Annotated in this window: 17 protein-coding genes; 9 read left to right on the forward strand and 8 right to left on the reverse strand. The window is 64.0% G+C overall.

The window, feature by feature from the left end; genetic code table 11:
• Positions 1-136 precede the first annotated feature (136 nt).
• The 3 genes from mtgA (at position 137) to FXB38_RS28975 (ending at position 1,943) form a co-directional block, all read left to right on the forward strand.
• On the forward strand, positions 137-811 hold the full coding sequence (gene mtgA, locus FXB38_RS28965; RefSeq protein WP_148754336.1) for a monofunctional biosynthetic peptidoglycan transglycosylase: 675 nt from the start codon (positions 137-139) through the stop codon (positions 809-811).
• Positions 812-977: 166 nt separating this feature from the next.
• Positions 978-1,160: a 50S ribosomal protein L32 gene (gene rpmF / locus FXB38_RS28970; protein ID WP_007598106.1), complete on the forward strand. Its 183-nt coding sequence runs from the start codon at positions 978-980 to the stop codon at positions 1,158-1,160.
• Positions 1,161-1,313: 153 nt separating this feature from the next.
• Complete coding sequence (locus tag FXB38_RS28975) at positions 1,314-1,943, forward strand: hypothetical protein (RefSeq protein WP_187435210.1); 630 nt, start codon at positions 1,314-1,316, stop codon at positions 1,941-1,943.
• A gap of 205 nt (positions 1,944-2,148) precedes the next feature.
• On the opposite strand, the gene FXB38_RS28980 is transcribed toward FXB38_RS28975, so the two are convergent.
• A complete protein-coding gene (locus FXB38_RS28980) occupies positions 2,149-2,409 on the reverse strand; it encodes a hypothetical protein (protein ID WP_148754338.1) in 261 nt (86 codons plus the stop codon).
• 218 nt (positions 2,410-2,627) lie between these two features.
• Here FXB38_RS28980 and FXB38_RS28985 point away from each other — a divergent pair, with 218 nt between their 5' ends.
• Positions 2,628-4,322, forward strand: a complete 1,695-nt coding sequence (locus FXB38_RS28985; protein WP_187435211.1) for a GGDEF domain-containing phosphodiesterase — start codon at positions 2,628-2,630, stop codon at positions 4,320-4,322.
• A 117-nt stretch (positions 4,323-4,439) separates the two neighbouring features.
• Here the strand turns inward: FXB38_RS28985 and FXB38_RS28990 are convergent, their stop codons facing one another.
• The 4 genes from FXB38_RS28990 to FXB38_RS29005 form a co-directional block, all read right to left on the reverse strand.
• On the reverse strand, positions 4,440-7,307 hold the full coding sequence (locus FXB38_RS28990) for a PAS-domain containing protein (protein WP_148754340.1): 2,868 nt from the start codon (positions 7,305-7,307) through the stop codon (positions 4,440-4,442).
• 201 nt (positions 7,308-7,508) lie between these two features.
• Positions 7,509-8,384 (reverse strand): acyl-CoA acyltransferase, encoded by an 876-nt coding sequence (locus FXB38_RS28995; RefSeq protein ID WP_148754341.1) that lies wholly within the window; start codon positions 8,382-8,384, stop codon positions 7,509-7,511.
• A 36-nt stretch (positions 8,385-8,420) separates the two neighbouring features.
• Positions 8,421-9,401 carry an amino acid--[acyl-carrier-protein] ligase gene (locus FXB38_RS29000; protein ID WP_148754342.1) on the reverse strand — a complete coding sequence of 327 codons (981 nt, stop codon included), beginning with the start codon at positions 9,399-9,401 and terminating at the stop codon, positions 8,421-8,423.
• Positions 9,402-9,479: 78 nt separating this feature from the next.
• Positions 9,480-10,694 carry an acyl-CoA dehydrogenase family protein gene (locus FXB38_RS29005; RefSeq protein WP_148754343.1) on the reverse strand — a complete coding sequence of 405 codons (1,215 nt, stop codon included), beginning with the start codon at positions 10,692-10,694 and terminating at the stop codon, positions 9,480-9,482.
• Between the two features lie 356 nt (positions 10,695-11,050).
• Between FXB38_RS29005 and FXB38_RS29010 the strand changes: the two genes are divergently transcribed.
• The 3 genes from FXB38_RS29010 (at position 11,051) to mtnA (ending at position 13,435) form a co-directional block, all read left to right on the forward strand.
• A complete protein-coding gene (locus FXB38_RS29010) occupies positions 11,051-11,323 on the forward strand; it encodes a phosphopantetheine-binding protein (protein WP_148754344.1) in 273 nt (90 codons plus the stop codon).
• A 111-nt stretch (positions 11,324-11,434) separates the two neighbouring features.
• Positions 11,435-12,310: an S-methyl-5'-thioadenosine phosphorylase gene (locus FXB38_RS29015; protein WP_148754345.1), complete on the forward strand. Its 876-nt coding sequence runs from the start codon at positions 11,435-11,437 to the stop codon at positions 12,308-12,310.
• Between the two features lie 18 nt (positions 12,311-12,328).
• On the forward strand, positions 12,329-13,435 hold the full coding sequence (gene mtnA / locus FXB38_RS29020) for an S-methyl-5-thioribose-1-phosphate isomerase (RefSeq protein ID WP_148754346.1): 1,107 nt from the start codon (positions 12,329-12,331) through the stop codon (positions 13,433-13,435).
• 121 nt (positions 13,436-13,556) lie between these two features.
• Here mtnA and FXB38_RS29025 read toward each other — a convergent pair whose 3' ends face one another.
• Positions 13,557-14,192 (reverse strand): HAD-IA family hydrolase, encoded by a 636-nt coding sequence (locus FXB38_RS29025; protein WP_187435212.1) that lies wholly within the window; start codon positions 14,190-14,192, stop codon positions 13,557-13,559.
• 110 nt (positions 14,193-14,302) lie between these two features.
• Here FXB38_RS29025 and FXB38_RS29030 point away from each other — a divergent pair, with 110 nt between their 5' ends.
• Positions 14,303-15,055: a S1 family peptidase gene (locus FXB38_RS29030; RefSeq protein WP_187435213.1), complete on the forward strand. Its 753-nt coding sequence runs from the start codon at positions 14,303-14,305 to the stop codon at positions 15,053-15,055.
• 122 nt (positions 15,056-15,177) lie between these two features.
• Positions 15,178-16,680 carry a flavin-containing monooxygenase gene (locus tag FXB38_RS29035; protein ID WP_148754348.1) on the forward strand — a complete coding sequence of 501 codons (1,503 nt, stop codon included), beginning with the start codon at positions 15,178-15,180 and terminating at the stop codon, positions 16,678-16,680.
• Between the two features lie 248 nt (positions 16,681-16,928).
• Here the strand turns inward: FXB38_RS29035 and FXB38_RS29040 are convergent, their stop codons facing one another.
• Positions 16,929-17,855, reverse strand: a complete 927-nt coding sequence (locus tag FXB38_RS29040) for a response regulator (RefSeq protein WP_246230224.1) — start codon at positions 17,853-17,855, stop codon at positions 16,929-16,931.
• The gene (locus FXB38_RS29045; RefSeq protein ID WP_148754349.1) at positions 17,839-21,210 is read right to left on the reverse strand and encodes a hybrid sensor histidine kinase/response regulator; all 3,372 of its coding nucleotides are present in this window, start codon (positions 21,208-21,210) and stop codon (positions 17,839-17,841) included. The genes FXB38_RS29040 and FXB38_RS29045 overlap by 17 nt, the downstream gene beginning before the upstream one ends.
• Positions 21,211-21,229: the final 19 nt, after the last annotated feature.

Genomic DNA, 21,229 nt, shown 5'->3' on the forward strand with positions numbered 1-21,229 from the left:
CGGCGGGACAATCCTTTATGAGCCGGCCCCAGTCAATCGTTTGGAAGGCCTAAAAAGTGCTGGAAAACGCCCGAATTATCACAGACTTAATGCCGAGGCCGCGAGCCGCGTTTCATTTTGCGCCGGAAAGGTCGATTTGCGCATCGTCAAAATCCTGCTGCTGGCGCTCGCGGTCGTGGCTTTCGCGCCCTATGTGGTCGCGCCGTTCTACCGCAGCGGCCATCCGGTCTCGACGCTGATGGCCTGGCGCTCCCTGACGGGCGCGCCGATGCATCGGGAATGGATCGATCTGGCGGCGATGTCGCCGTATTTGCCGCGCGCGGTGGTGGCGGCCGAGGACGCCCATTTCTGCAAGCACCACGGCATCGACTGGGGCGCGCTGCGCGAGGCCATCGACGACGCCAAGGAGGACGGTACGCCGTTCCGCGGCGCCTCCACCATCACCCAGCAGGTCGCGAAAAACCTGTTCCTTTGGCAGGGGCGGGATTTCGTCCGCAAGGCGCTGGAATTCCCGCTGGCGCTCTGGATCGATTTCGTCCTGCCCAAGCACCGGATCCTGGAAATTTACCTCAACATCGCCGAGTTCGGCCCGCAGGGCCAGTTTGGGGTCGAGACGGGCAGCGCCTATGCTTTCGGCAAATCGGCCGGCAATCTCTCCCCCCGGGAAGCGGCCCTTTTGGCCTCGATCCTGCCGAATCCGGTCAAACGCAGCGCCAGGACCCCGGGACCGGGCGTCCGGCGGCTGGCCGGGACCTACGTGGCAAGGGGACAGGCCTCCTCGCTTTTGACCTGCTGGCGGGAAAATCGCTGATTTCGGGCCCTTTTCGGGCGTATTTTCCGTCCCAGAACCCTAGCTTTACGGCCAGCCTTCCTCTATAAGCCCGGCCTTGATCGGCATTTCGCTCGCCCCGTTTGGATGCTGAGCCGTCCCCCAGCGGACGATGCCCTGATGACACCAATCCCTAGAGGATATTGAAATGGCCGTTCCGAGACGAAAAACTTCGCCGTCGCGCCGTGGCATGCGCCGCTCGGCAGACGCCATCAAGAAGCCGACCTATGTGGAAGACAAGGACTCCGGTGAGCTCCGTCGTCCGCATCATCTCGACCTCAAGACCGGAATGTACAAGGGCCGTCAGGTCCTGAAGAAGAAAGAGTCCTAAAGACTCTTCTCGGGCAGGGTTATCCTCGATCAGGATGACGTGACCTGCCTGATTTCGGCCAATCCATGAGATATGACGGTGTCGGCGGCGGAGCGTATGCTGCGCCGTCGCGTTGTCTTGCCCGGACATCTTGATCGAGAAGGCGCTTTGCCGATGGTCGGTTTCCCGCTGCTTCTGATTCCGCTCGCGGTCTACAACATCATCGCCTTCCTGATGCCCAGCGTGTCCTTTTCGGACGTGCTGTTCAAGGTGCCGATGATCACCGGCGAGACCTGGTCGGTCACGCTTGCCGATCTGCTGCTGGCGCTTGGCGTGTTGCTGCTGCTGCTCGAAGTGGTCAAGGGCGCTCGGCCCGGCGCGAAATTCCTGATGGATCATCTGCTGTCGCTGATCCTGTTCGGCGCGGCGGCGGCCGAATTCGTGATGTGGCCCAAATTCGGCAATTCCACTTACTTCCTGCTGGTGCTGCTTGCGATGGCCGATTTCCTCGGCGGCATCGCCCAACGCGCGCGCCGTCGCATCACCTATGTTGCCGCCGAGGCGGTAGCGGTGCCGCGCAAGGCCAAACGCCAGGCCGAGGCGCCGCCGCCGGCGACGGTGTTCGAGCCGAAGCTCGATCCCGTGCCTGAACCGCCGCCCGCGCCCTCGGCGCAATCGGTCGCCGAATCCGTCTTGATGGATCACCCCGCGCCGAAGCCGGGCATCGTATCGTCGCCGGAAATTCCCTCGCCGCATTTGCAGCCGGGCAACGGTACGCCGCCCTCACCCGAAGAGCCGCGCTGATTTCTCTGGATTCGCCCGCATCTCACTGCGGCGGCAGTGTGCTCCCTCGCCCCGTTCTTACGGGGAGAGGGTTGGGGTGAGGGGCCTCTCTCCACGCATGAGATCGCCGTGAGACCTGTACCCCCTCACCCGGATCGCAAGAGCGATCCGACCTCTCCCCGCAAGCGGGGAGAGGTAAGAAGGGCCGTCTCACTTCAAATCGATCTCAAGCCACCTGACGCGTGCGTGAGGTGACGCTGGGAAGCGGGCGTTTGCCATAGGCCATGCGGGCGTCCTCGGAGGAGCCGCGGCGCAGCCGGCTTGCCTGGGGCAGGTGCTCGGCATTGGCGATCAGCTGGGTGACGAAGCTCGGATCGGGGCGCGTCAGCGGGATGACTTTGTGGACCCATTCCAGCGTCGGGGTCAGCGGCACCACTGCGGTGCCCACCGTCCGCTCCGCTTCGTCCGATCTATCAGTCGTCACCATCGTAACACCGTCAGGCCGGTCAATTGTCGCGTTTCGGGACGAAGCGCGCTGTGCCTGTGATGGTCTCGCAAGGCCTATGCCGGTCGAGCCTATATGGTTCCGGGGGCCCGCAGAACGTGGTTTCCAAATTGTTTATCAACTTTGCCTAGGGTCGGAGACGAATCTGGCCGTATTCTGTGCCGGCTCAGGACTCCCCGCTGTCCCGAAACGAGGCGCTTTTGACTCCAGCATTGCCGCAAGCCTCTGAAATCCTGGCCGCTCTCGGTCAGGCCGTGTTCGTCTGGGATATCGCGAGCGACGCCATCGTCTGGGGCGAGCAGGCCGACGCCATCTTCCCCGGCATTCCCCCCGAGCGGCTCGCGACCGGCGCCGAGTTCGCCAAGCTGATCGAGCCTGCGCAGACGCTGCGGAGCGCGGCGCTGGCGCAGACTTCCGCCGTGCACGGCACCGACGGCACGCCCTACCGGGTCGAATATGGCGTGCGCCTGAGCGCCTCCGATCCCGTGGTCTGGATCGAGGAGACCGGCCGCTGGTTCGCCGGTGCCGACGGCCGCCCGATGCGCGCGATCGGCTCTGTCCGCATCAACAATGAGCAGCACGCCCGTGACGAGGAGCTGACCAAGCTTGCCCGGCTTGATCCCCTGACCGGCGAGCTCAACCGCTCTCACCTGATCGCGGCGCTGGCCGAGGCGATCGAGGAGACGAGCCGCTTCCGCTCGACCGCAGCCTTCATGCTGGTCGGCATCGATCATCTTGCCCGCGTCAACGACGCCTTCGGCTTCGACGTTGCCGATGCCGTGATCCTCGACGTCGCCAAGCGCATTCGCACGCGCTTGCGCGGTGGTGACGTGCTCGGCCGCTTCTCCGGCAACAAGTTCGGCCTGATCCTGAAGAACTGCACCGTCGACGACATGAACGTTGCCGCGGAGCGCTTCCTCGCCGGCGTCCGTGATGAGGTGGTGCCGACCAAGTCCGGCCCGGTCTCGGTCACCGTCTCGATCGGCGCGGTCAGCCTGCCGCGCTATGCCCGCAATACCGACGAGGCCATCAACCGCGCCCACGAGACGCTGGATGCCGCCAAGCGCCGCCGCGTCGGCTCGTTCGCCGCCTGGCGTCCGAATGCCGAGCGCGACGCGCAGCGCCGCGTCAACATTCGCGTCACCGACGAGATCGTCACCGCGCTCAACGAGCGCCGCATCAAGCTCGCGTACGAGCCGGTGGTGTCGGCTGCGACGCGCGAAGGCGCGTTCCACGAATGCCTGGTGCGGATGGATCAGGGCGGCGGCCAGGTGCTGCTCGCGCCCGACATCGTTCCGGTCGCCGAGCGGCTCGGCCTTATTCGCCTGGTCGATCACCGCGTGCTCGAGCTCGTGGTCGCCGAGCTCGCGGCCGCGCCCGACATCCGCCTCAGCCTCAACATTTCGCCGGATACCACGATGGACCCCGATTGGTGGGCGGGAATCGAATCGCTGATGCACGCCCATCCCGGCGTCGCCGAGCGGCTGATCGTCGAGATCACCGAGACGGTGGCGATCCAGGACATCGACGACGTCCGCGGCTTCGTCACGCGGCTGAAGAATTTCGGCAGCCGCATCGCCATCGACGATTTCGGCGCCGGCTACACCTCGTTCCGCAATCTGCGCAAGCTCGGCGTCGACATCGTCAAGATCGACGGCGCCTTCGTCCAGAACATCACGCATTCCGCCGACGACCGCGCCTTCGTGCAGACCTTGATCGACCTCGCCCGCCGCCTCGACATCAAGACCGTCGCCGAATGGGTGCAGGACGAGGAGGCCGCCAACATGCTGCGCGACTGGGGCTGCGACTACATCCAGGGCCGCCTGATCGGGCTGGCCTCCGCTGACCGCCCGTGGGGTGCGCCGCCGGACAGCGCGCTGCCGGCGGCGGGGTGAGATATCGTGGGCGGATCGGGGTAGCGTCGCGAACGCCATGATTTCCCCTTTGAAATCAATGCCGTTCTACTTTGCATGGGGTTGTTTTCGCGATGTTCGCGAGGGGAATAGGCAGGCTCACGCCACGCGGCGGACTGCGTTCAGCGTCTCGATGGTAAGCCCCACCTCAGCCGCCGGGCAGGGCTTGCCGAAATAATAGCCCTGCACCGCCGTGCAGCCGCATTCGCGGACGAAGTCGAGCTGCTCGATCGTCTCGACCCCTTCCGCCGTCGTCTCGACGCGGAGCACGGCGCCGAGGCTCGCGATAGTGCGGACGATCGCGGCGCTTTCCGGGCTCTCGCCGAGCGTGCCGACGAAGGAGCGGTCGATCTTGATGCGGTCGAACGGAAATTTGCGCAAGTAACTCAGCGACGAATAGCCGACGCCGAAATCGTCGAGGCTGACGCGCACGCCGAGGGTGCGGAGCTGGTGCAGGATCCCGATCGTCGCTTCGCTGTCATCGAGCAGCGCCGTCTCAGTGACCTCGAGCTCGAGCCGCCGCGGCGGCAGGCCGGCTTCTGCAAGCGCGCTCGTCACCATCGTCACCAGTCCGCGCGAGCGGAACTGCACCGGCGACAGATTGACTGCGACTGTGACATCCGGCCATGAGGCCGCAGTGGCGCAAGCGGTACGCAGCACCCATTCGCCGATCGGAACGATCAGCCCGTTCTCTTCGGCGATCGGAATGAACTCGGCCGGCGAGACGAAGCCGCGCGAGGGATGCTTCCAGCGCAGCAGCGCCTCGAAGCCGGTCAGCTCGGTGGTGTCGAGCCGCACCTGCGGCTGGAACACCAGATGGAACTGGTTGGCTTCCAGCGCGCCGCGCAGATCGTACTCCAGTGCGTGCCGGCTGCGCGCCTCTTCTTCCATTTCGGGCTCGAACAGCTGATAGGCGCCGCGTCCCTTGGCCTTGGCCTGGTACAGCGCGAGATCGGCGCATTTCATCAGCTCGTCCGCGTCGAGGCCGTGGTCGGGCGCGATCGCGATGCCGACGGAGACGCCGACATGGATCGACTGGCTCTCCAGCGGCGGCGGATGACCGATGATCTCGACCAGGCGGCGTGCCAGCCGCTCCGCCGATTGCGGTTGCGGTCCGCGCTGGAGCACGGCGAACTCGTCGCCGCCGAGACGGGCGACGGTGTCGTGCTCGCCGGCATTCTCCCTCAGCCGCGCCGCGACCCAGCGCAGCAACCGGTCGCCGGCGGCGTGGCCGAGCCGGTCGTTGACGGTCTTGAAATTGTCGAGGTCGAAGCACAGCACGGCCATGGCGCCGCCGGCGATCGCGACCTGGTTCAGCCCCTCGCCCATCTTCTCGCGGAACAGCGTGCGGTTGGGCAAGTCAGTCAGGGAGTCGTGCTGCGCCATGTGCGCGACCCGGGCCTGGGCCTTATGACGCTCGGTGACGTCCTCATAGGTGACGACCCAGCCGCCATGCTCCATCCGCTTGTGGTTGAGCTTGATGATGCGGCCGTCGCTCAAATGGCGGTGCAGCGTGTGCTCGCCCTCGCGCAGCCGCTCGACATAGTCGGCATAGATCTTGGCGGCGGTGGTGTTCGGATGGATGCCGAGATCGCAGCTGTGCTCCATGATCTCGCGCATCGAGACGCCGGGCTTCACAATGTCGGGCGACAGGCCGTACATCTCGATGTAGCGGCGGTTGCAGACGATGACGTGGAGGCTCGCATCGAGCATGCACAGGCCCTGGCTCATGTTGTTCAGCGCCGCGTCGAAGCGGCGATACTGCTCACTCAGCTCCTCGACCGCGCGTTCGCGCTCGGTGATGTCCTCGTAGGTGGCGACGAAGCCGCCCTCGGGCAGCGCGCAATAGCGAACCGAGATCACGGTGCCGTTCGACATGCTCCTCCGCATCGGAGAGGAATCGCGGTTCGCGATGCGCGCGCTGGCGGCTTCAACGAGCTGTTGCGGGCTGTATTCGGAAGCGAAGGCGCCGTTCGTCATCGAGCGCTCGATCAGCTCGGCGAGATGCGTGCCGGGCTTGCTCTCCTCCGGCAACAGCCGATAGATCTGCTGGTAGGTGGAGTTGCAGATGCGCAGGCGCATGTCGCTGTCGTAGAACGCGAGGCCATGCGCCATGTTTTCGAGCGCCGCATCCAGCATGAGATTTTGCTGCTTCAGCGTCTCTTCGTGCTGCAGCCGCTCGGTGACGTCCTCATGCACGGTGACCCAGCCGCCGTCTGGCATGAATCTGGACACGGCCTGTACCCTGCGGCCGTCATAGCGCGTCACGAGAACGGTTTTCGGGCTCCTGGTCCGGACGTCGTTGATCCGGGTCTCGCGGAACTCGTCTGCGGACATATCCGCCGTGTTGCCGCGCGACAGCCAGTGCTCGATGACCGTGCTATGCGAGATGCCAGACTTCAGGACCTCAGGGTCTAGGTTGTAGAATTGCAGGAAGCGTTCGTTGCAGACGACGACGCGGCTGTCGGCGTCATACATGATGAGGCCGTGCGACATGTTGGCGAGCGCGTGCTGGCTGCGCTCGGTCTGAAGTTGCAGCTCGACCTCGAGCCGGGCGAGGCGGCTGACATCGTCACAGATCGTCATCCAGCCGCCGTCGGGAAGCGGCTTCAGCTCGAGCGTGATGACCAGGCCGCTGGCGAGTGTCTGCCGCGTATGGAACGGCTTGCCGGCCGCGATCAATGCGATCCGCGCAGCGTAGAGCGCGTCAAGGTCACTTGCCCGGATATTGCCGAGCGCCACGCTGTGGGCGAGCACGTCGCGGTAGCGCGTTCCGAGCCGGACAATGTCGGCCGACATGCCGAACAGCTCGATATACCGGCGGTTGACCAGCACGATCCGGTTGTCGGCATCGTAAACGCAGACGCCTTGTTCCATGCCGTCGAGCGCAAGCTGGCTCAGCGAGAGCAGGGCCTGCTGGCCTTGCTCGCGGCGCGCACCGAGCTCGTTGTCGCGGGTCGACGTCATGGGACCAGTGGATCTCGGTGGCAATAGACTTAGCGCAACGTAATTCAGCCACCGAGCGTAGCGAAGAGGCGGGAAAATTCCCTTAAGCGCCGTAGTTTACGGAGGGTGACCGGTGATGGAGAGAGTGCAGACCTCGGGCGCGAGAGATGCTGAGGTGCTTGCAAGCCTGAGTTGGCGATGGCTGCGCAACAGACGCTGCTTCTACGGCCCGTACAGCACGAGTTCCGTATCCGTGAGGTCGGCCAGCCGCGGGCGGTGCGGACCCCTGAAATATTTGCGGCCACGGCGCTCGGTATAAACACCGACAAGGCCGGGGATGGGCTCGTTCGAATCGACGATCACCGAGATCTTGCCAAGCCGCAGCAGCAGCCGGCCAATGCGGCCAGCGCAGGCGGCATATTCGGCGGCACTGCGGCAGTAGATCAGCTGCATCGCCGGCGGTGCGATGAAACCGCGGCGGATGCGCACCGGTTGCAGGATGAAGGGGAAGACTCCTTTCGGCGTGCGGCAGACCAGGCTGAGGCAATTGTAGCGCGCGTGCCGGGTCAGCAGCTCGGTCTCTTCGTCGGAGAGCCCTTCGATCTGCTTGGTGTGCTGCGAGATGACCTCGATCTTGCTCCAGCGCGGCGCGCGCGACAACGCCGGCACCGAGAAGAACAGGCCGCGGCAATAGGCGCGAAAGCCCTGCGTCTCGATGATCGGCCAGGTCCAGACGGCCGGGCTGATGTTGAGATAGGTCACGTGCTTGTGCCGCTGCGCGATCTTGGTCAGCAGCGGCGCGTAATTGCGGTAGGCCGGCTCGACATACCAGCTCGATAGATTGCAGTGGATGGCGGTCTCCTCGCCATCCTTCCGCGTCGTGTATATCAGCAGCAGCACGCCGACCGGCGTGCCGTCATTGTCGAGCATGTAGCCGAAGCGCGGATAGCCGTCCGGCACCGGCCGGAAGGCCTGCCGGCGCAGTCCCTGGATCCAGTAATTGCGCGAGCGGCCGACGAAGCCACGCGTCAACAGGTCCGCGACCGCATCGACGTCGGCTTCGGTGATCTCGCGACATCGGACCTTGGTGTGGATCACGCTCGTCTTACCCGTGGAAATGATCGGCCTCTTGCCTTAGCGCCAGCCTTCGCCGTGGGCATCCGCCGCGACCCGCGACTGCATGCCCAGAATGTCCCGCACCTTGGCGGGCCACGCGGAGAGATCGGTGCCGTGGGTGTGGAACATCGCGACCGCGAGCCGGTCCATGCCGAAGGCGACGCAACCGGTGTGCGCGGGCTCGCCATTGGTGTCCTGGATGTCCCAGGTCGTGCCGAAATGTTCGCGGTGATAGTTGAAGCTCATGCAGGCGGTTGGTTGCTCTTCGGAGCGCAGCGGGATGAGCAGCTCGAACTTGAGTTGCTGCTGTTTCTGGCTCACCGCCTTCATCTGGCCGACGCGGCCGAAGAAGGGGTCGCTGGCATAGTCGACGCGGAAGGTCAGGCCGAGATCGGTCGCGATTGCCTGCGCGCGCACCATCCAGCGCTCGCGGAAATCGGCGACGTCATCGGGGGTGCCGATGCAGACATATTCGCGCATCCGGAACGATTGCAGCCGGTCGAGATGCTTTGACGGTTCGCGGCGGAAGCAGTCGGCCGCGACGTCGAAGCGCAGGCCGCCCTTCGGCAGCTGGCCGCGGCTTGCTGCGATCGGATACACGGGATAGCAGGCCGCGGGCGACAGCACGAGGTCGGCCGGCGAGAGCGACGAAGTCCAGTCACCACCGGCATCGAAGCGGCTCACCGCGGCGTTGATCTCGCGTTCGGTGCCATGCAGGCCGCAGACGCAGCCGAGCAGGTTCGGAAAGCTCTTGAGGTAGCCGGATTTCTCCAGCTGGGCGCGGCTCATCACCGGCGGGAAGCGCATCACCTCGGTGCCGGCTTCGCGATTGCTGGTGATCAGCGCGGCGAGCCTCTCGACGATACCCTCATAGAGCGCGGTACGGGCGTAGACGCCGTCCGAGCCCATGCGATGGAACAGCTTTTCGGCGAGATGATCGAGCGGATCGACGATCTGCGGTGCAGTTTCGGGCGAGTTGGGGAGAACAGCAATGTTCATGTTCGACTTCCTGTTATCGGCAATTATTCTTGTTGGTCTCGAAAGCACGTCAGTCGCGAAGACTTGTCAGAAGGCTTGTCAGTCTCGAAGGCTTGTCGGAATGCCGCTCATCAACGTCGAGGTGGCGGCATTGGCGAGAATGCGGTCGTTGTTGATCATGATCGGCGACGACAGCACGTCGCGCAGGTGGCGGCCCATGGTGAACTCGCCGTCGTTACGGTAGCCGGACAGGCCCGCGGTGCGCATCGCATGCATCACGGTTTCGACCGCGAGCTCTGAGGCCTGCACCTTCAACAGCGTGATCGAGGACTGGAAATCGAGCGAGCCCAGCGCGCGCTCGTCATGCTCGGCGCGGGCGAAGGCGTCGAGATTGGCCGATATCAATGCGCGCAGTTTGGCCAGCGACATTTTTGCGGCGGTGAAGTGCGTGGCCGCTGGCGGCATCTGACCGCTGGAGCCGCGGGCCGCCTTGCGAACGAAAGCCTGCGCACGCGTGACCGAAGCAGCGGCAATGCCGGCCCAGGCCGACGACCAGCACAGATGCGCGAACGGCGTCATGGTCTGGGCATGGATCTTGTCATAGGCTTCCGGGAATACGCGGTCGGCGGAGCAGTCGACCTTCAGCTCGAAGCCGGTCGAGCAGGTGCCGCGCATGCCGAGCGTTTCCCAGCCCTGCGTCTGCTTCAGCGAATAGTCGTCCTTGGCGAGCGCCAGCAGCACCTGGTCGGAAGCAGCGGCCTCGGTGGCGCGGCGGGCGATGGTGACGAGGCCGTCGGCCTGGGCGCCGTACGAGATCACGGTGGCGTCGCGCACCAGCGAGACGGTGTCGCCGGCGTGGTCGACCGCGGCCGCGCTGGCGCGGATGTTGCCGCCATTCTGGCCTTCGGTGGTGGAGGAGGCCAGCAGCCACTGGTCTCGGGCGACCCGGCGCATCATGGTTTCCATCCAGGGAATGCCGTGACCGTGGCGGATCACGCAGGCGACCTTGGTCGTATGCATCGCGTAGATCATCGCTGTCGAAGCGCACGCGCGTCCGAGCGTGTAGCAGATGTCGGTGACGTCGTAGATCGAGGCGCCGAAGCCACCGAATTCGACCGGGATCATAACGCCCAGCAACTTCTGCTCGCGGGCGATATCGAAAGCCTTGTGGGGGAAGCGGGCGTCGCGATCGACGCCGTCGGCGTCGGCCGCTGCCACGGTGGCGGTGCGAGCCGCACGCTCGATCAAGGAGGGGCCTTCGAGAAGGCTCGCTTGGGTCTCGTCGACAGTCAGGACTGCTTCACGCACGTTCATGCTCGTCCGCCTCCGTTTCGTCGTTCGAGACCGCAGGCATCATTTGCGATGCCGTTCGCAATCATCCGACCATCTTTGCTTGTGATTGGAGGCTACGGATTTAATTCAAATTCGTCGATGAAATAGAAGGTAAACGAACTGCAATTCCGAACGAACAGTTAAGGCCCGGTTGTTTGCATCGCCGAAAGTCCGGGTGTCGTGTTAGGGTTTTGGAAGGAGCCGGAATTTCGGACAATCTGACTCATCGTTTACTAAGAAACGCGAAGTAATGGTGACGCCCATTGCGGGGCCGGCCCGTCGTGCCCATCGTACCCGGCAACCGGTCCGACCTTTTATAGACAGATGGGAATTTGCCGATGCAGGCCTTCGATACCGATTTGCGCAATCGCATCACCAAGCTGGTGAAGGGCATCCTCGCGCAGAACGCGCTCACCGCCAATGTCACGCCGTCGACGAAACTCGTCGATGCCGGCCTGACCTCGATGGACATGGTCAATCTGATGCTCGGCGTCGAAGCCGAGTTCGACTTCACGATTCCGCAAACCGAGATTACGCCGGAGAATTTCCAGTCCGTCGAGACGCTGGAACGCATGGTCGCCACCCAGCTGCAGCCGGCGACGGCGGCCTAAGTTCGGCGCAGGCTTCTTTCAACCCGGCAAGACCACAGCACCCGTTCCAAAACTGCCGCAAAACTGGCATAGCTTAACCATGTCGCGGATCGCGAACGGGGTGGAGCAGGCATGACGCAGGCGGTATTGGGCATCATCGGCGGCTCCGGAATCTACGATTTGCCGGGACTCGAGGGCGCGCACGAAGAGGTGATCAAGAGCCCCTGGGGCGAGCCGTCGGCGCCCGTGCGGCGCGGTACCATCGCAGGCCTGCCGATCGTGTTCCTGCCGCGTCATGACAAGGGCCACCGCCTGTCGCCCTCCGACATCAACTACCGCGCCAATATCGACGTGCTGAAGCGCGCCGGCGTCACCGACCTGATCTCACTGTCGGCCTGCGGCTCCTTCAAGGAGGAGATGCCGCCCGGCACCTTCGTTCTCGTCGACCAGTTCGTCGATCGCACCCACAAGCGCGAGAGCTCGTTCTTCGGCAAGGGTTGCGTCGCGCATGTCTCGATGGCGCATCCGGTCTCGCCGCGGCTGCGGATTCACCTTGCCGCGGCGGCCGAGGCCGAGAGCATCGCGATCGCGCGCAGCGGCACCTATGTCTGCATGGAAGGGCCGCAATTCTCCACCTATGCGGAAAGCATGACCTACAAGACGCTGGGCTATTCGGTGATCGGAATGACCAACATGCCCGAGGCGAAACTCGCCCGCGAGGCCGAGATTTGCTACGCGACCGTCGCGATGGTGACGGATTTCGATTGCTGGCATCCCGATCACGACGCCGTCACCGTGCAGGACATCATCCGCGTGCTGACCTCCAACGCCGATAAGGCCAAGGCGCTGGTGGCCCGCCTCGCCAAGGATTTTCCGCGCGAGCACGAGCCATGCCCGATCGGTTCGGACCGTGCGCTCGACACCGCGCTGATCACCGCGCCCGAGGCGCGCGATCCCGAGATTCTGAAGAAGCTCGATGCGGTGGCGGGGCGCATCCTGCGCGGTTGAGACGAAAGGCAAAATGCCATGAAGGTCGACGGCAAGCATTTCCGCAGCATCTGGCGCGAGTGCGACGGCTGGTCGGTCGGCGCGATCGACCAGCGCAGGCTGCCGCACGAGTTTGTCGTTGCGAAGCTGACCTCATGCGAAGACGCGGCAGTTGCGATTCGCGATATGCTGGTGCGTGGTGCGCCGCTGATCGGCGCGACGGCGGCTTACGGCATGGCGCTTGCGATGCGCGAAGACGCCTCCGACGCCGGCCTGGCGCGCGCTTACGAGACGCTGGTCGTGGCGCGGCCGACCGCGATCAATCTGAAATGGGCGCTGGACGAGATGCGCGCGACCCTCGCGCCGATCGACCCGGTGGAACGTGCGGAAGCAGCCTACGCCCGCGCCGACGAGATCGTCGAGCAGGATGTCGAGATCAACCTCGGCATTGCCGCCAACGGTTTTGCATTGATCGAGGCGATCGTCGCGAAGAAGAAGCCGGGCGAAGTGGTGAACGTGCTGACCCATTGCAATGCCGGCTGGCTCGCTACCGTCGACTGGGGCACCGCGACCGCGCCGATCTATCTCGCACATGAGCGCGGCATCAATATCCATGTCTGGGTCGACGAGACCCGGCCGCGCAATCAGGGCGCCTCGCTCACCGCCTGGGAGCTCGGCCATCATGGCGTGCCGCACACGGTGATCCCTGACAATACAGGCGGACATCTGATGCAGCACGGCATGGTCGATCTCGCCATCGTCGGCACCGACCGCGTCGCCGCCAATGGCGACGTCTGCAACAAGATCGGCACCTATCTGAAGGCGCTCGCCGCGCATGACAACAACGTGCCGTTCTATGTCGCGCTGCCGTCGCCGACGATCGACTTCACCGTCAATGACGGCATTCGCGACATTCCGATCGAGCAGCGCAGCGGCGCTGAGGTCACCGACATGACCGGCCGCACGGCCGATGGCCGGCTGGAGACAGTGCGCATCGTGCCGGAGGGCTCGCCCGTCGCGAACTACGCCTTCGACGTGACCCCGGCGCGTCTCGTCACCGGCCTCATCACCGAGCGCGGTGTGCTGAAGCCGGATCGTGCTGCGCTCGCGGCTGCATTTCCCGAGCGGATCGCTGCTGCGAAGTAGGCGTTTTCCGAAGGACTTCGCCCCAATCTCGTCATTGCGAGCGCAGCGAAGCAATCCAGAGTCTTTCCGCGGAGGCAGCCTGGATTGCTTCGCTACGCTCGCAATGACGGAGAATGATGCGTTAGGTCAGCTTCAATCCCGTCGCCGCCTCGAGCTCCGCGATCGCCTGCGCGCCGCTCGCGACCTTGATTGTGGTCATGCCCATCTCGCGCGCGGGCTTCAAATTGACGCCGAGGTCGTCCAGATAAACGCATTTCTCCGGATCGACCTTCAGCGTCTCGACCATCAGCTGATAAATGCGCGGGTCGGGCTTGCGCAGGCCGATCTTGGCGGATTCGATGACGTGGTCGAACAGCACCATGACCTCAGCGACGTAGAGTGAACGCCCGGTCATGCTGCCGATAGCGTTTGCCGGCAGATTGTTGGTGATGCAGCCGGTCTTGAACTGTGCCTTGATGCGCTTCAGCGCCTCGACCATTTCTGGACGCAGATCGCCCTGGAGCAGCGGCAGCACGTCGCGCCCGCGCACTTCGGCGCCGAGTGCACGCGACTCCGTGGCAAACAGCTTGTCGAAGGTATCGATATCGACTTCGGCGCGCTCGAACTTGGCCCAGGCGTTCTCCAGATGATTGGCGGCATTGGTGCGCCGGATGATGTCGAGGGACAGGCCGCGCTCGGTCTCGTATCGCGCGAACGCCTCGAACGGCGAGCTCGTCAACACGCCGCCAAAATCGAAGATCACAGCCTCGATCGCCACTATCCTGCCCTCGTCAGTTCCTTTCCAAGAGGGCTAGCATGCGCTATCGGCAAGGGCCAGTCCGAAGCAATCCCGCGCCTGCACCCATGCTGACGCCAAGGCGTGTTCCCATGAAGAAGCTTGTCATTCTCACCGTAGCCGCGCTGACGCTCGCGACGCCCGCTCATGCCATCGTCGGTGGCGGCACGCCGCAAGCCGACGGCGTCGCGCGCGCAGTCGTTACCATCGTGGGCTCGCGCGGCAATTTCTGCACCGGCAGTCTGATTGCGCCGAAACTGGTGCTCACCGTCGCGCATTGCGTGCAGCCCGGCGCCGACTACAAGATCGTTGGCCCCGATGGCGCGCCACAGCTGCTGAATGTGCGAACTGTCGCGATCCATCCCAGCTTCAACATGCAGGCGATGCAGGCGCATCGCGCCACCGCAGACGTTGCATTGCTGCAACTGGAAATTCCACTCAAGGGAAAATCGACGGTGCCGGTCGGTATGCCGAATATTCCAATCCCGGTTGGCAGCCGCTTCACCATCGCCGGTATCGGCGTCACCGTGCGCGGCGATAGCAAGAGCGGCGGCACGACGCGGGTTGCTGCGCTCATTGCCACGGGCCAGCCCGGCACGCTCCAGATCCGCCTGGTCGATCCCGTAACCAACGGTGTTCGCGACGGAATCGGCGCCTGCACCGGCGATTCCGGTGGCCCCGTGTTCGAGGACAAGCCGAACGGTGCCGTGCTGGTCGGTGTCATCAGCTGGTCGACGGGACCGAATGGTGCCGCCGGCTGCGGCGGATTGACCGGGGTCACGCCGCTGACGCTCTACCGCGACTGGATCTTGCAGACCGCGCGGAGCTGGGGCGCGGCGTTGTAGTTTGATCGCGACTTGATCTATGCCATTTTGCGGAGGAAGCGCGGTTGGCAACCATGCCCGTCGCGGAGGAAACGCGTAGCCCATCAAGGGCGACCTGAAAAAGACAAGGCATAGAAGCAACAATGAATGTCGCTGTTCGCAGTCACGCCACGGCCAAACAGGCTTCAGAACATTTCGACGTGCTGATCGTCGGTGCCGGCATCTCCGGCATCGGGAGCGCCTATCACGTCACGAAGCAGCTTCCCGGCACGAGCTACGTCATCCTCGAGACGCAGGCGACGTTCGGCGGGACCTGGAGCACGCATCGCTATCCCGGCATTCGCTCGGATAGTGATCTCCATACTTTCGGCTACAGCTTCAAGCCCTGGGTCGGGCCGCCGATTGCAACCGCCGAGGAGATCCTCGCTTATATGAACGAGGTGATCGACGACAACGATATCGCCCGCCACATCCGCTACAAGCACAAGATCAACTCGGCGAGCTGGTCGAGCGAGCAGAACCTCTGGACCATCGAGGCGGTGACGACCGACACCGGCGAAACAAAGACCTTCACCGCCAATTTCCTCTGGATGTGTCAGGGCTATTATCGCCATTCCGAAGGTTACACGCCGGAATGGAAGGGCGTGGACCGCTTCAAGGGGCGCATTGTCCATCCGCAGACCTGGCCGGATGATATCGATCTCAAGGCCAAGAAGGTCGTCGTGATCGGCTCGGGCGCGACCGCTGCGACGCTGGTGCCGAACATCGCAGATACATGCGCGCATGTCACCATGCTGCAGCGCTCGCCGACCTATTTCCGCCTGGGCCGCAACGCCATCGAGATCGCGGAGGAATTGCGGCGGCTCCAGGTCGACGAAGCCTGGATTCACGAGATCGTCCGCCGCAAGATTCTGTTCGAGCAGGACGCGTTCACAAAGCTCTGCTTGTCCAAGCCGGAGCAGGTGAAGAAGGAGCTGATCGGCCAGATCAGCGCAGTCCTCGGCCCGGACTACGACGTCGAGACGCATTTCACGCCGAGCTATCGCCCGTGGCGGCAGCGCATCGCCTTCGTTCCCGATGCCGATCTGTTCAAGGGCATTGCCGGCGGCAAGGCCTCGGTCGTCACCGACGAGATCGAATGCTTCGTCGAGAACGGCATCCAGCTCAAATCCGGCAAGCTGCTGGAGGCCGACGTCATCGTCACCGCGACCGGCTTCAACCTCTCGGCACTCGGCGACATCGCCTTCGAGATCGACGGCAAGCCGCTCGCCTTCGGCGACACCGTGACCTATCGCGGCATGATGTTCACAGGCGTGCCGAATATGGTCTGGGTGTTCGGCTATTTCCGCGCGAGCTGGACGCTGCGTGTGGATCTCGTTGCGGACTTCGTCTGCCGGCTGCTCGGCCACATGAAGGCGAAGGGCAGCAAGAAGGTCGAGGTGAGCTTGCGCGCCGAAGACCACAACATGCCGATACTGCCGTGGATCGATCCGGAAAACTTCAACCCCGGCTATATCATGCGCGACATGAAGCTGTTGCCGAAGCGCGGCGACAAGCCGGAATGGCAGCACAGCCAGGACTACTGGACCGAGAAGGACGAGATCCCGAAGACGGATCTGGATGACGGGGCGTTTGTTTATGGGTGAGGTTGTTGTTCGTTGGGGGGCGGTAGCGGTTGCCACACACACCGCTGTCGTCCCGGACAAGCGTAAGCGCAGATCCGGGACCCATACCGCGGAATCTATCGGTTGCGGGTGGTGACCGTCCCGCAACTACAAACCTTCGCCAAACATCTCCCCGTGGCTATGGGTCCCGGATCGATGCTCCGCTTCGCTGCGCTTGTCCGGGACGACAGCATTTGTGGGCGGTAGCACCCCAACTCGTCCTAGCGAAACTACGAATTCCTCCTTGTCGCATTCGTCGCGATCGCCGCCGCCGCGGTCCGGTTCTCTACGCCCAGCTTGGCGTAGATCTGCTCGAGATGCTTGTCGACGGTGCGCGGGCTGAGGCCCAAGATCTGCGCGATGTCGCGATTGGTCTTGCCTTTGCTGAGCCAGACCAGCACCTCACCCTCACGGGTGGTGAGGCCGAGCTCGCTGGTGAACTCCGGCGGCAGCGCGGTGCCGGACTCCTTCGACAGCCGCAGCAGGAACTCGTTCGGCGCGGTCTCGCCCATGTAATAGAACCGGAGTTGCGGATTGTCGGGCAGGGAAGCGGCCTGCGACTTCGCGCTGCCCTTGCCTTTCGCCTGCTCCAGCCATTGCAGCATTGACGCCGGCAGGACGAAGTCGTCGGCCTGCGCGCCGTGATGATCGGCCAGCAGCTTTTGCGCTTGCGGCGTCGCCCACAGGATGTGGCCCAGGCGGTTGGCCGCGAACAGGAAACGGCCGGAGACGTCGAGTGCAGTGCGCGCGCTCTGGGTCAGCCGCGCATTGCCGAGATGGACGCGGATGCGGGCCAGCATCTCCTCGATCACGATCGGCTTGGTCACGTAGTCGACGCCGCCGGCGTCCAGCCCGCGCACGATATGCTCGGTCTCGGCGAGGCCCGTCATGAAGATCACGGGGACATTGGCAAGGCCCGCGTCGCGCTTGAGCCGCCGGCAGGTTTCGAAGCCATCCAGGCCGGGCATCACGGCGTCGAGCAGCACGATGTCGGGCGTGATCTGATCGACGATGCGCATCGCGCTTGCGCCGTCGAGCGCGACCATCACCGTCATCCCGGCGCCGTCGAGCGCATCGGTGAGCAGCCGCAGCGTTTCGGGAGAGTCGTCGACAACGAGCGCAATATCGCGCTTTTTCGTCTCAATGCTCATAAGCATGCAGTGTTTTCAATGTTGTCATGTACTGGTCGAGATCGAAGCGATCGACCAACGATCGCATCTGGGCGACGAAGTCGGCATGTTCCGGATGCTCGCTGCCGATCTCGTCGAGCTTCAGCTGGATACCCTTGACGTAGCCGATCTGGCCGAGCCCGATCAGCGCTTCGATGTGCCTGACCGGTGGCCGTGAGCCGCTTTCGGGGTGCCACAACGGCACGACGATCTCGTCGGAGCCATATTGCCATTCGATCTTGAGGAGTTGGCGGATAGTTTCCAGCAGCCGCGGGATGTCGATCGGCTTCATCAGATAGCCGTCGTGGAAGGGCTGTGCGAGCGGTGCGCCATGCGCCTCCAGCGCGCTCGCCGACACCATCAGGATCCGCGCCTGATGATGTCCGTTTGCGCGCAGTTGCTCCGCAACGGTCCAGCCATCCATGCCCGGCATCGAGATGTCGAGCAGGAACAGATCGGGCCGGCAATGCTGCGCCAGCGCAAGGCAGCCCGGTCCGTCGGCGGCGCTGAGCAGGATGAAGCCGAGCGGCGTCAGCACTTCGCGCAGGAGGTCGCGATGCACGGGGTCGTCGTCGGTGATGAGGATGGTCTTGCGCTGGCCGTGATAGCCGGAGACCGGGGCCTCCACCGGCGCGATGCGCCTGGGGTTGGTCACCTCCGACAGCAGCATCTTCACCTTGAAGGTGCTGCCGCGGCCGACCGTGCTCGCAACCTTGATGTCGCCGCCCATCACGCCGGCGAGCAACCGGCTGATGGTGAGCCCCAGTCCTGTGCCCGTCTGCGGTTGCGAGACTCCAAGCGCGCCGCGCTCGAACGGCGCAAAAATGCGTTCGAGATCGTCGCCCTGGATACCGGGGCCGGTATCGGTCACCTCGAATTCGGCAACAGGACTGCGGTAGTGCACGATAAACTGCACGCTGCCGATCTGGGTGAATTTGATGGCGTTGGAGAGAAGGTTGATCAACACCTGACGCAGCCGCTTCTCGTCGGCATAGACCACCGTCGGCAATGTCGCCGGACGCCTGAACACGAAGTCGATGCCTTTGGCGCCGGCTTGAAGCCGGAACATGCCGACGAGCTGATCGAGGAACTCGCTGAGCCGCACCTCGTCGCGGGACAGATAAAGCCGTCCCGCCTCGATCTTGGAGATATCCAGGATGCCGTCGATCAGGCCGGAGAGGTGATCGGCGCTGCGGCGGACGACGCGGACCTGGTCGCGCGGCTTGGTGTTGAGCGTTGAATCCTGCTCCAGCAGCTGGGCATAGCCGCTGATCGCATTCAGTGGCGAGCGCAGCTCATGGCTCAGCCCCACCACATAGCGGCTCTTGGCGAGATTGGCGGATTCGGCAACCTCCTTGGCGCGCTGGAGCTCGGCATCGGTGCGCTTGTGCGCGTCGATCTCCTGGATCAGCAGCGTCGTTTGCCGCCGTGTCTCGGCCTCCGCGGCGCGGCGGCTCTGCTGCGCCAGCACGAACAGCCAGGCTACGACGCCGATGATAATGCTGAGCGAGAAGAACACCTTCCACAGCACGTTGGAGACAAGCGCGTTCTCGCCATGCACGCTCGCCGAGGTCTGCAGATAGATCAGCCCGAGCACCAATGCGACCAGGCCGGCCGAGACCACGAAGACGCCGATATAGTGGCCGAACTGGGAGTTGATGCGCGCATAGATCGGCTGCGGCAGGATCTTGCTGAGCGCGTCCGCAAATTGCACCTGCGCCCGCGCGTGCGGTTTGCAGAGGTCGTGGCAGCGTGCATCGAGCGAGCAGCACAACGAGCAGATCGGACCGGCGTAAGCAGGGCAGGACGTCATGTCCTCCGGTTCAAAACTGTGCTCGCAGATACAGCACTGGATCGCCTCGATATTGGCCCAGCTCCGCTTCGGCTTGCGTGCGATGTAGAATTTTCCGTCGGTCAGCCAGGCGATGATCGGCGCGGTGACGAAGGCCACCGTCAGCGCGACGAAGGCGGCCAGCGCCTTCATGGTCGGCCCGAACAGGCCGTAGAACGCCGCGATCGAAACGATGATTGCGAGCGTCATCGCGCCGACGCCGACCGGATTGATGTCGTAGAGATGCGCCCGCTTGAACTCCATCTGCGGCGGACGCAAGCCGAGCGGCTTGTTGATGACGAGATCCGACACCAGCGCGCCGACCCAGGCAATCGCGACGTTGGAGTAGAGCGCGAGCGTCTGCTCCAGCGCCTTGTAGACGCCGATCTCCATCAGCAGCAGCGCCACCATCACGTTGAACACCAGCCAGACCACGCGTCCGGGATGGCTGTGCGTCAGGCGGGAGAAGAAATTCGACCAGGCGATCGAGCCGGCATAGGCGTTGGTGACGTTGATCTTGATCTGCGACAGCACCACGAAGAAGCCGGTCAGTGCCAGCGCGAGATCCGGGTCCGACAGCACGTAGCGAAAGGCCACGACATACATATGTGCGGGCTCGGCCGCCTCTTCGGGCGGCACGCCGTGGCTTAGCGCGAAGAAGGCGAGGAACGAGCCGGCCAGAAGCTTCAGCGCGCCGAGCACGATCCAGCCCGGCCCCGCGCTCATCAGCGCGATCCACCATGAGGCCCTGGAGGTGCGGCGGTCGCGCGGCAGAAATCGCAGGAAGTCGACCTGCTCGCCGATCTGCGCCACCAGCGAGAACACCACGGAGGATGCGACGCCGAACAGCAACAGATCGAAATGGCCGCCGAGGTCGCCGTGCTCGCCGGCGAATTTGTGCCATTCCGTGAAGGAGTGCGGGCTGGCCCATGCAATCGCGGCGAAAGGCAGGATGTGCAGGACGACCCAGAGCGGCTGCGTCCAGAGCTGGAAGCGGCTGATCAGCGTGATGCCGTAGGTCACGAGCGGAATGATCGCGACGGCGCTGATGAGGTAGCCGATCGGGCGGGGGATGCCTAAGCACATCTCCAGCGCGGTTGCCAGGATCACCGCCTCGATCGCGAAGAAGATGAAGGTGAAGGAGGCGTAGATCAGCGAGGTGATTGTCGAGCCGATGTAGCCAAAGCCGGCGCCGCGCGTGAGCAGGTCAATGTCGATGCCGCACTTGGCTGCATAATAGGCAATCGGCACGCCGCAGAAGAAGATGATGGTGGAGACGACGAGGATTGCGGCTGCGGCGTTGGTAACGCCGTAGTTGAGGGTGATGGTGCCGCCGATTGCCTCCAGCACCAGGAAGGAGATCGCACCAATCGCGGTGTTGGCGACGCGAGCAGCGGACCAGCGTCGCGCGCTTTTGGCGGTGAAGCGCAGCGCGTAGTCTTCCAGCGTCTGGTTGGCGACCCACTGATTGTACTGGCGCCTGACGCGGTCTATTCGCTGCCGCCCTGCCACTTACACCCCACTCCCGAAC

The organism is Bradyrhizobium cytisi (assembly GCF_008123515.1).
Lineage (GTDB): Bacteria > Pseudomonadota > Alphaproteobacteria > Rhizobiales > Xanthobacteraceae > Bradyrhizobium > Bradyrhizobium cytisi.

Excerpts from the sequence above, each read along its gene's own strand:
- rpmF (WP_007598106.1), top strand. The coding sequence starts at position 978 with ATGGCCGTTCCGAGACGAAAAACTTCGCCGTCGCGCCGTGGCATGCGC.
- FXB38_RS29040 (WP_246230224.1), bottom strand. The coding sequence starts at position 17,855 with ATGCTTATGAGCATTGAGACGAAAAAGCGCGATATTGCGCTCGTTGTC.
- FXB38_RS29035 (WP_148754348.1), top strand. The coding sequence starts at position 15,178 with ATGAATGTCGCTGTTCGCAGTCACGCCACGGCCAAACAGGCTTCAGAA.
- FXB38_RS29005 (WP_148754343.1), bottom strand. The coding sequence starts at position 10,694 with ATGAACGTGCGTGAAGCAGTCCTGACTGTCGACGAGACCCAAGCGAGC.
- FXB38_RS28990 (WP_148754340.1), bottom strand. The coding sequence starts at position 7,307 with ATGACGTCGACCCGCGACAACGAGCTCGGTGCGCGCCGCGAGCAAGGC.
- FXB38_RS29000 (WP_148754342.1), bottom strand. The coding sequence starts at position 9,401 with ATGAACATTGCTGTTCTCCCCAACTCGCCCGAAACTGCACCGCAGATC.
- mtnA (WP_148754346.1), top strand. The coding sequence starts at position 12,329 with ATGAAGGTCGACGGCAAGCATTTCCGCAGCATCTGGCGCGAGTGCGAC.
- FXB38_RS29010 (WP_148754344.1), top strand. The coding sequence starts at position 11,051 with ATGCAGGCCTTCGATACCGATTTGCGCAATCGCATCACCAAGCTGGTG.
- FXB38_RS28975 (WP_187435210.1), top strand. The coding sequence starts at position 1,314 with ATGGTCGGTTTCCCGCTGCTTCTGATTCCGCTCGCGGTCTACAACATC.
- FXB38_RS28980 (WP_148754338.1), bottom strand. The coding sequence starts at position 2,409 with ATGGTGACGACTGATAGATCGGACGAAGCGGAGCGGACGGTGGGCACC.
- FXB38_RS29030 (WP_187435213.1), top strand. The coding sequence starts at position 14,303 with ATGAAGAAGCTTGTCATTCTCACCGTAGCCGCGCTGACGCTCGCGACG.
- FXB38_RS29015 (WP_148754345.1), top strand. The coding sequence starts at position 11,435 with ATGACGCAGGCGGTATTGGGCATCATCGGCGGCTCCGGAATCTACGAT.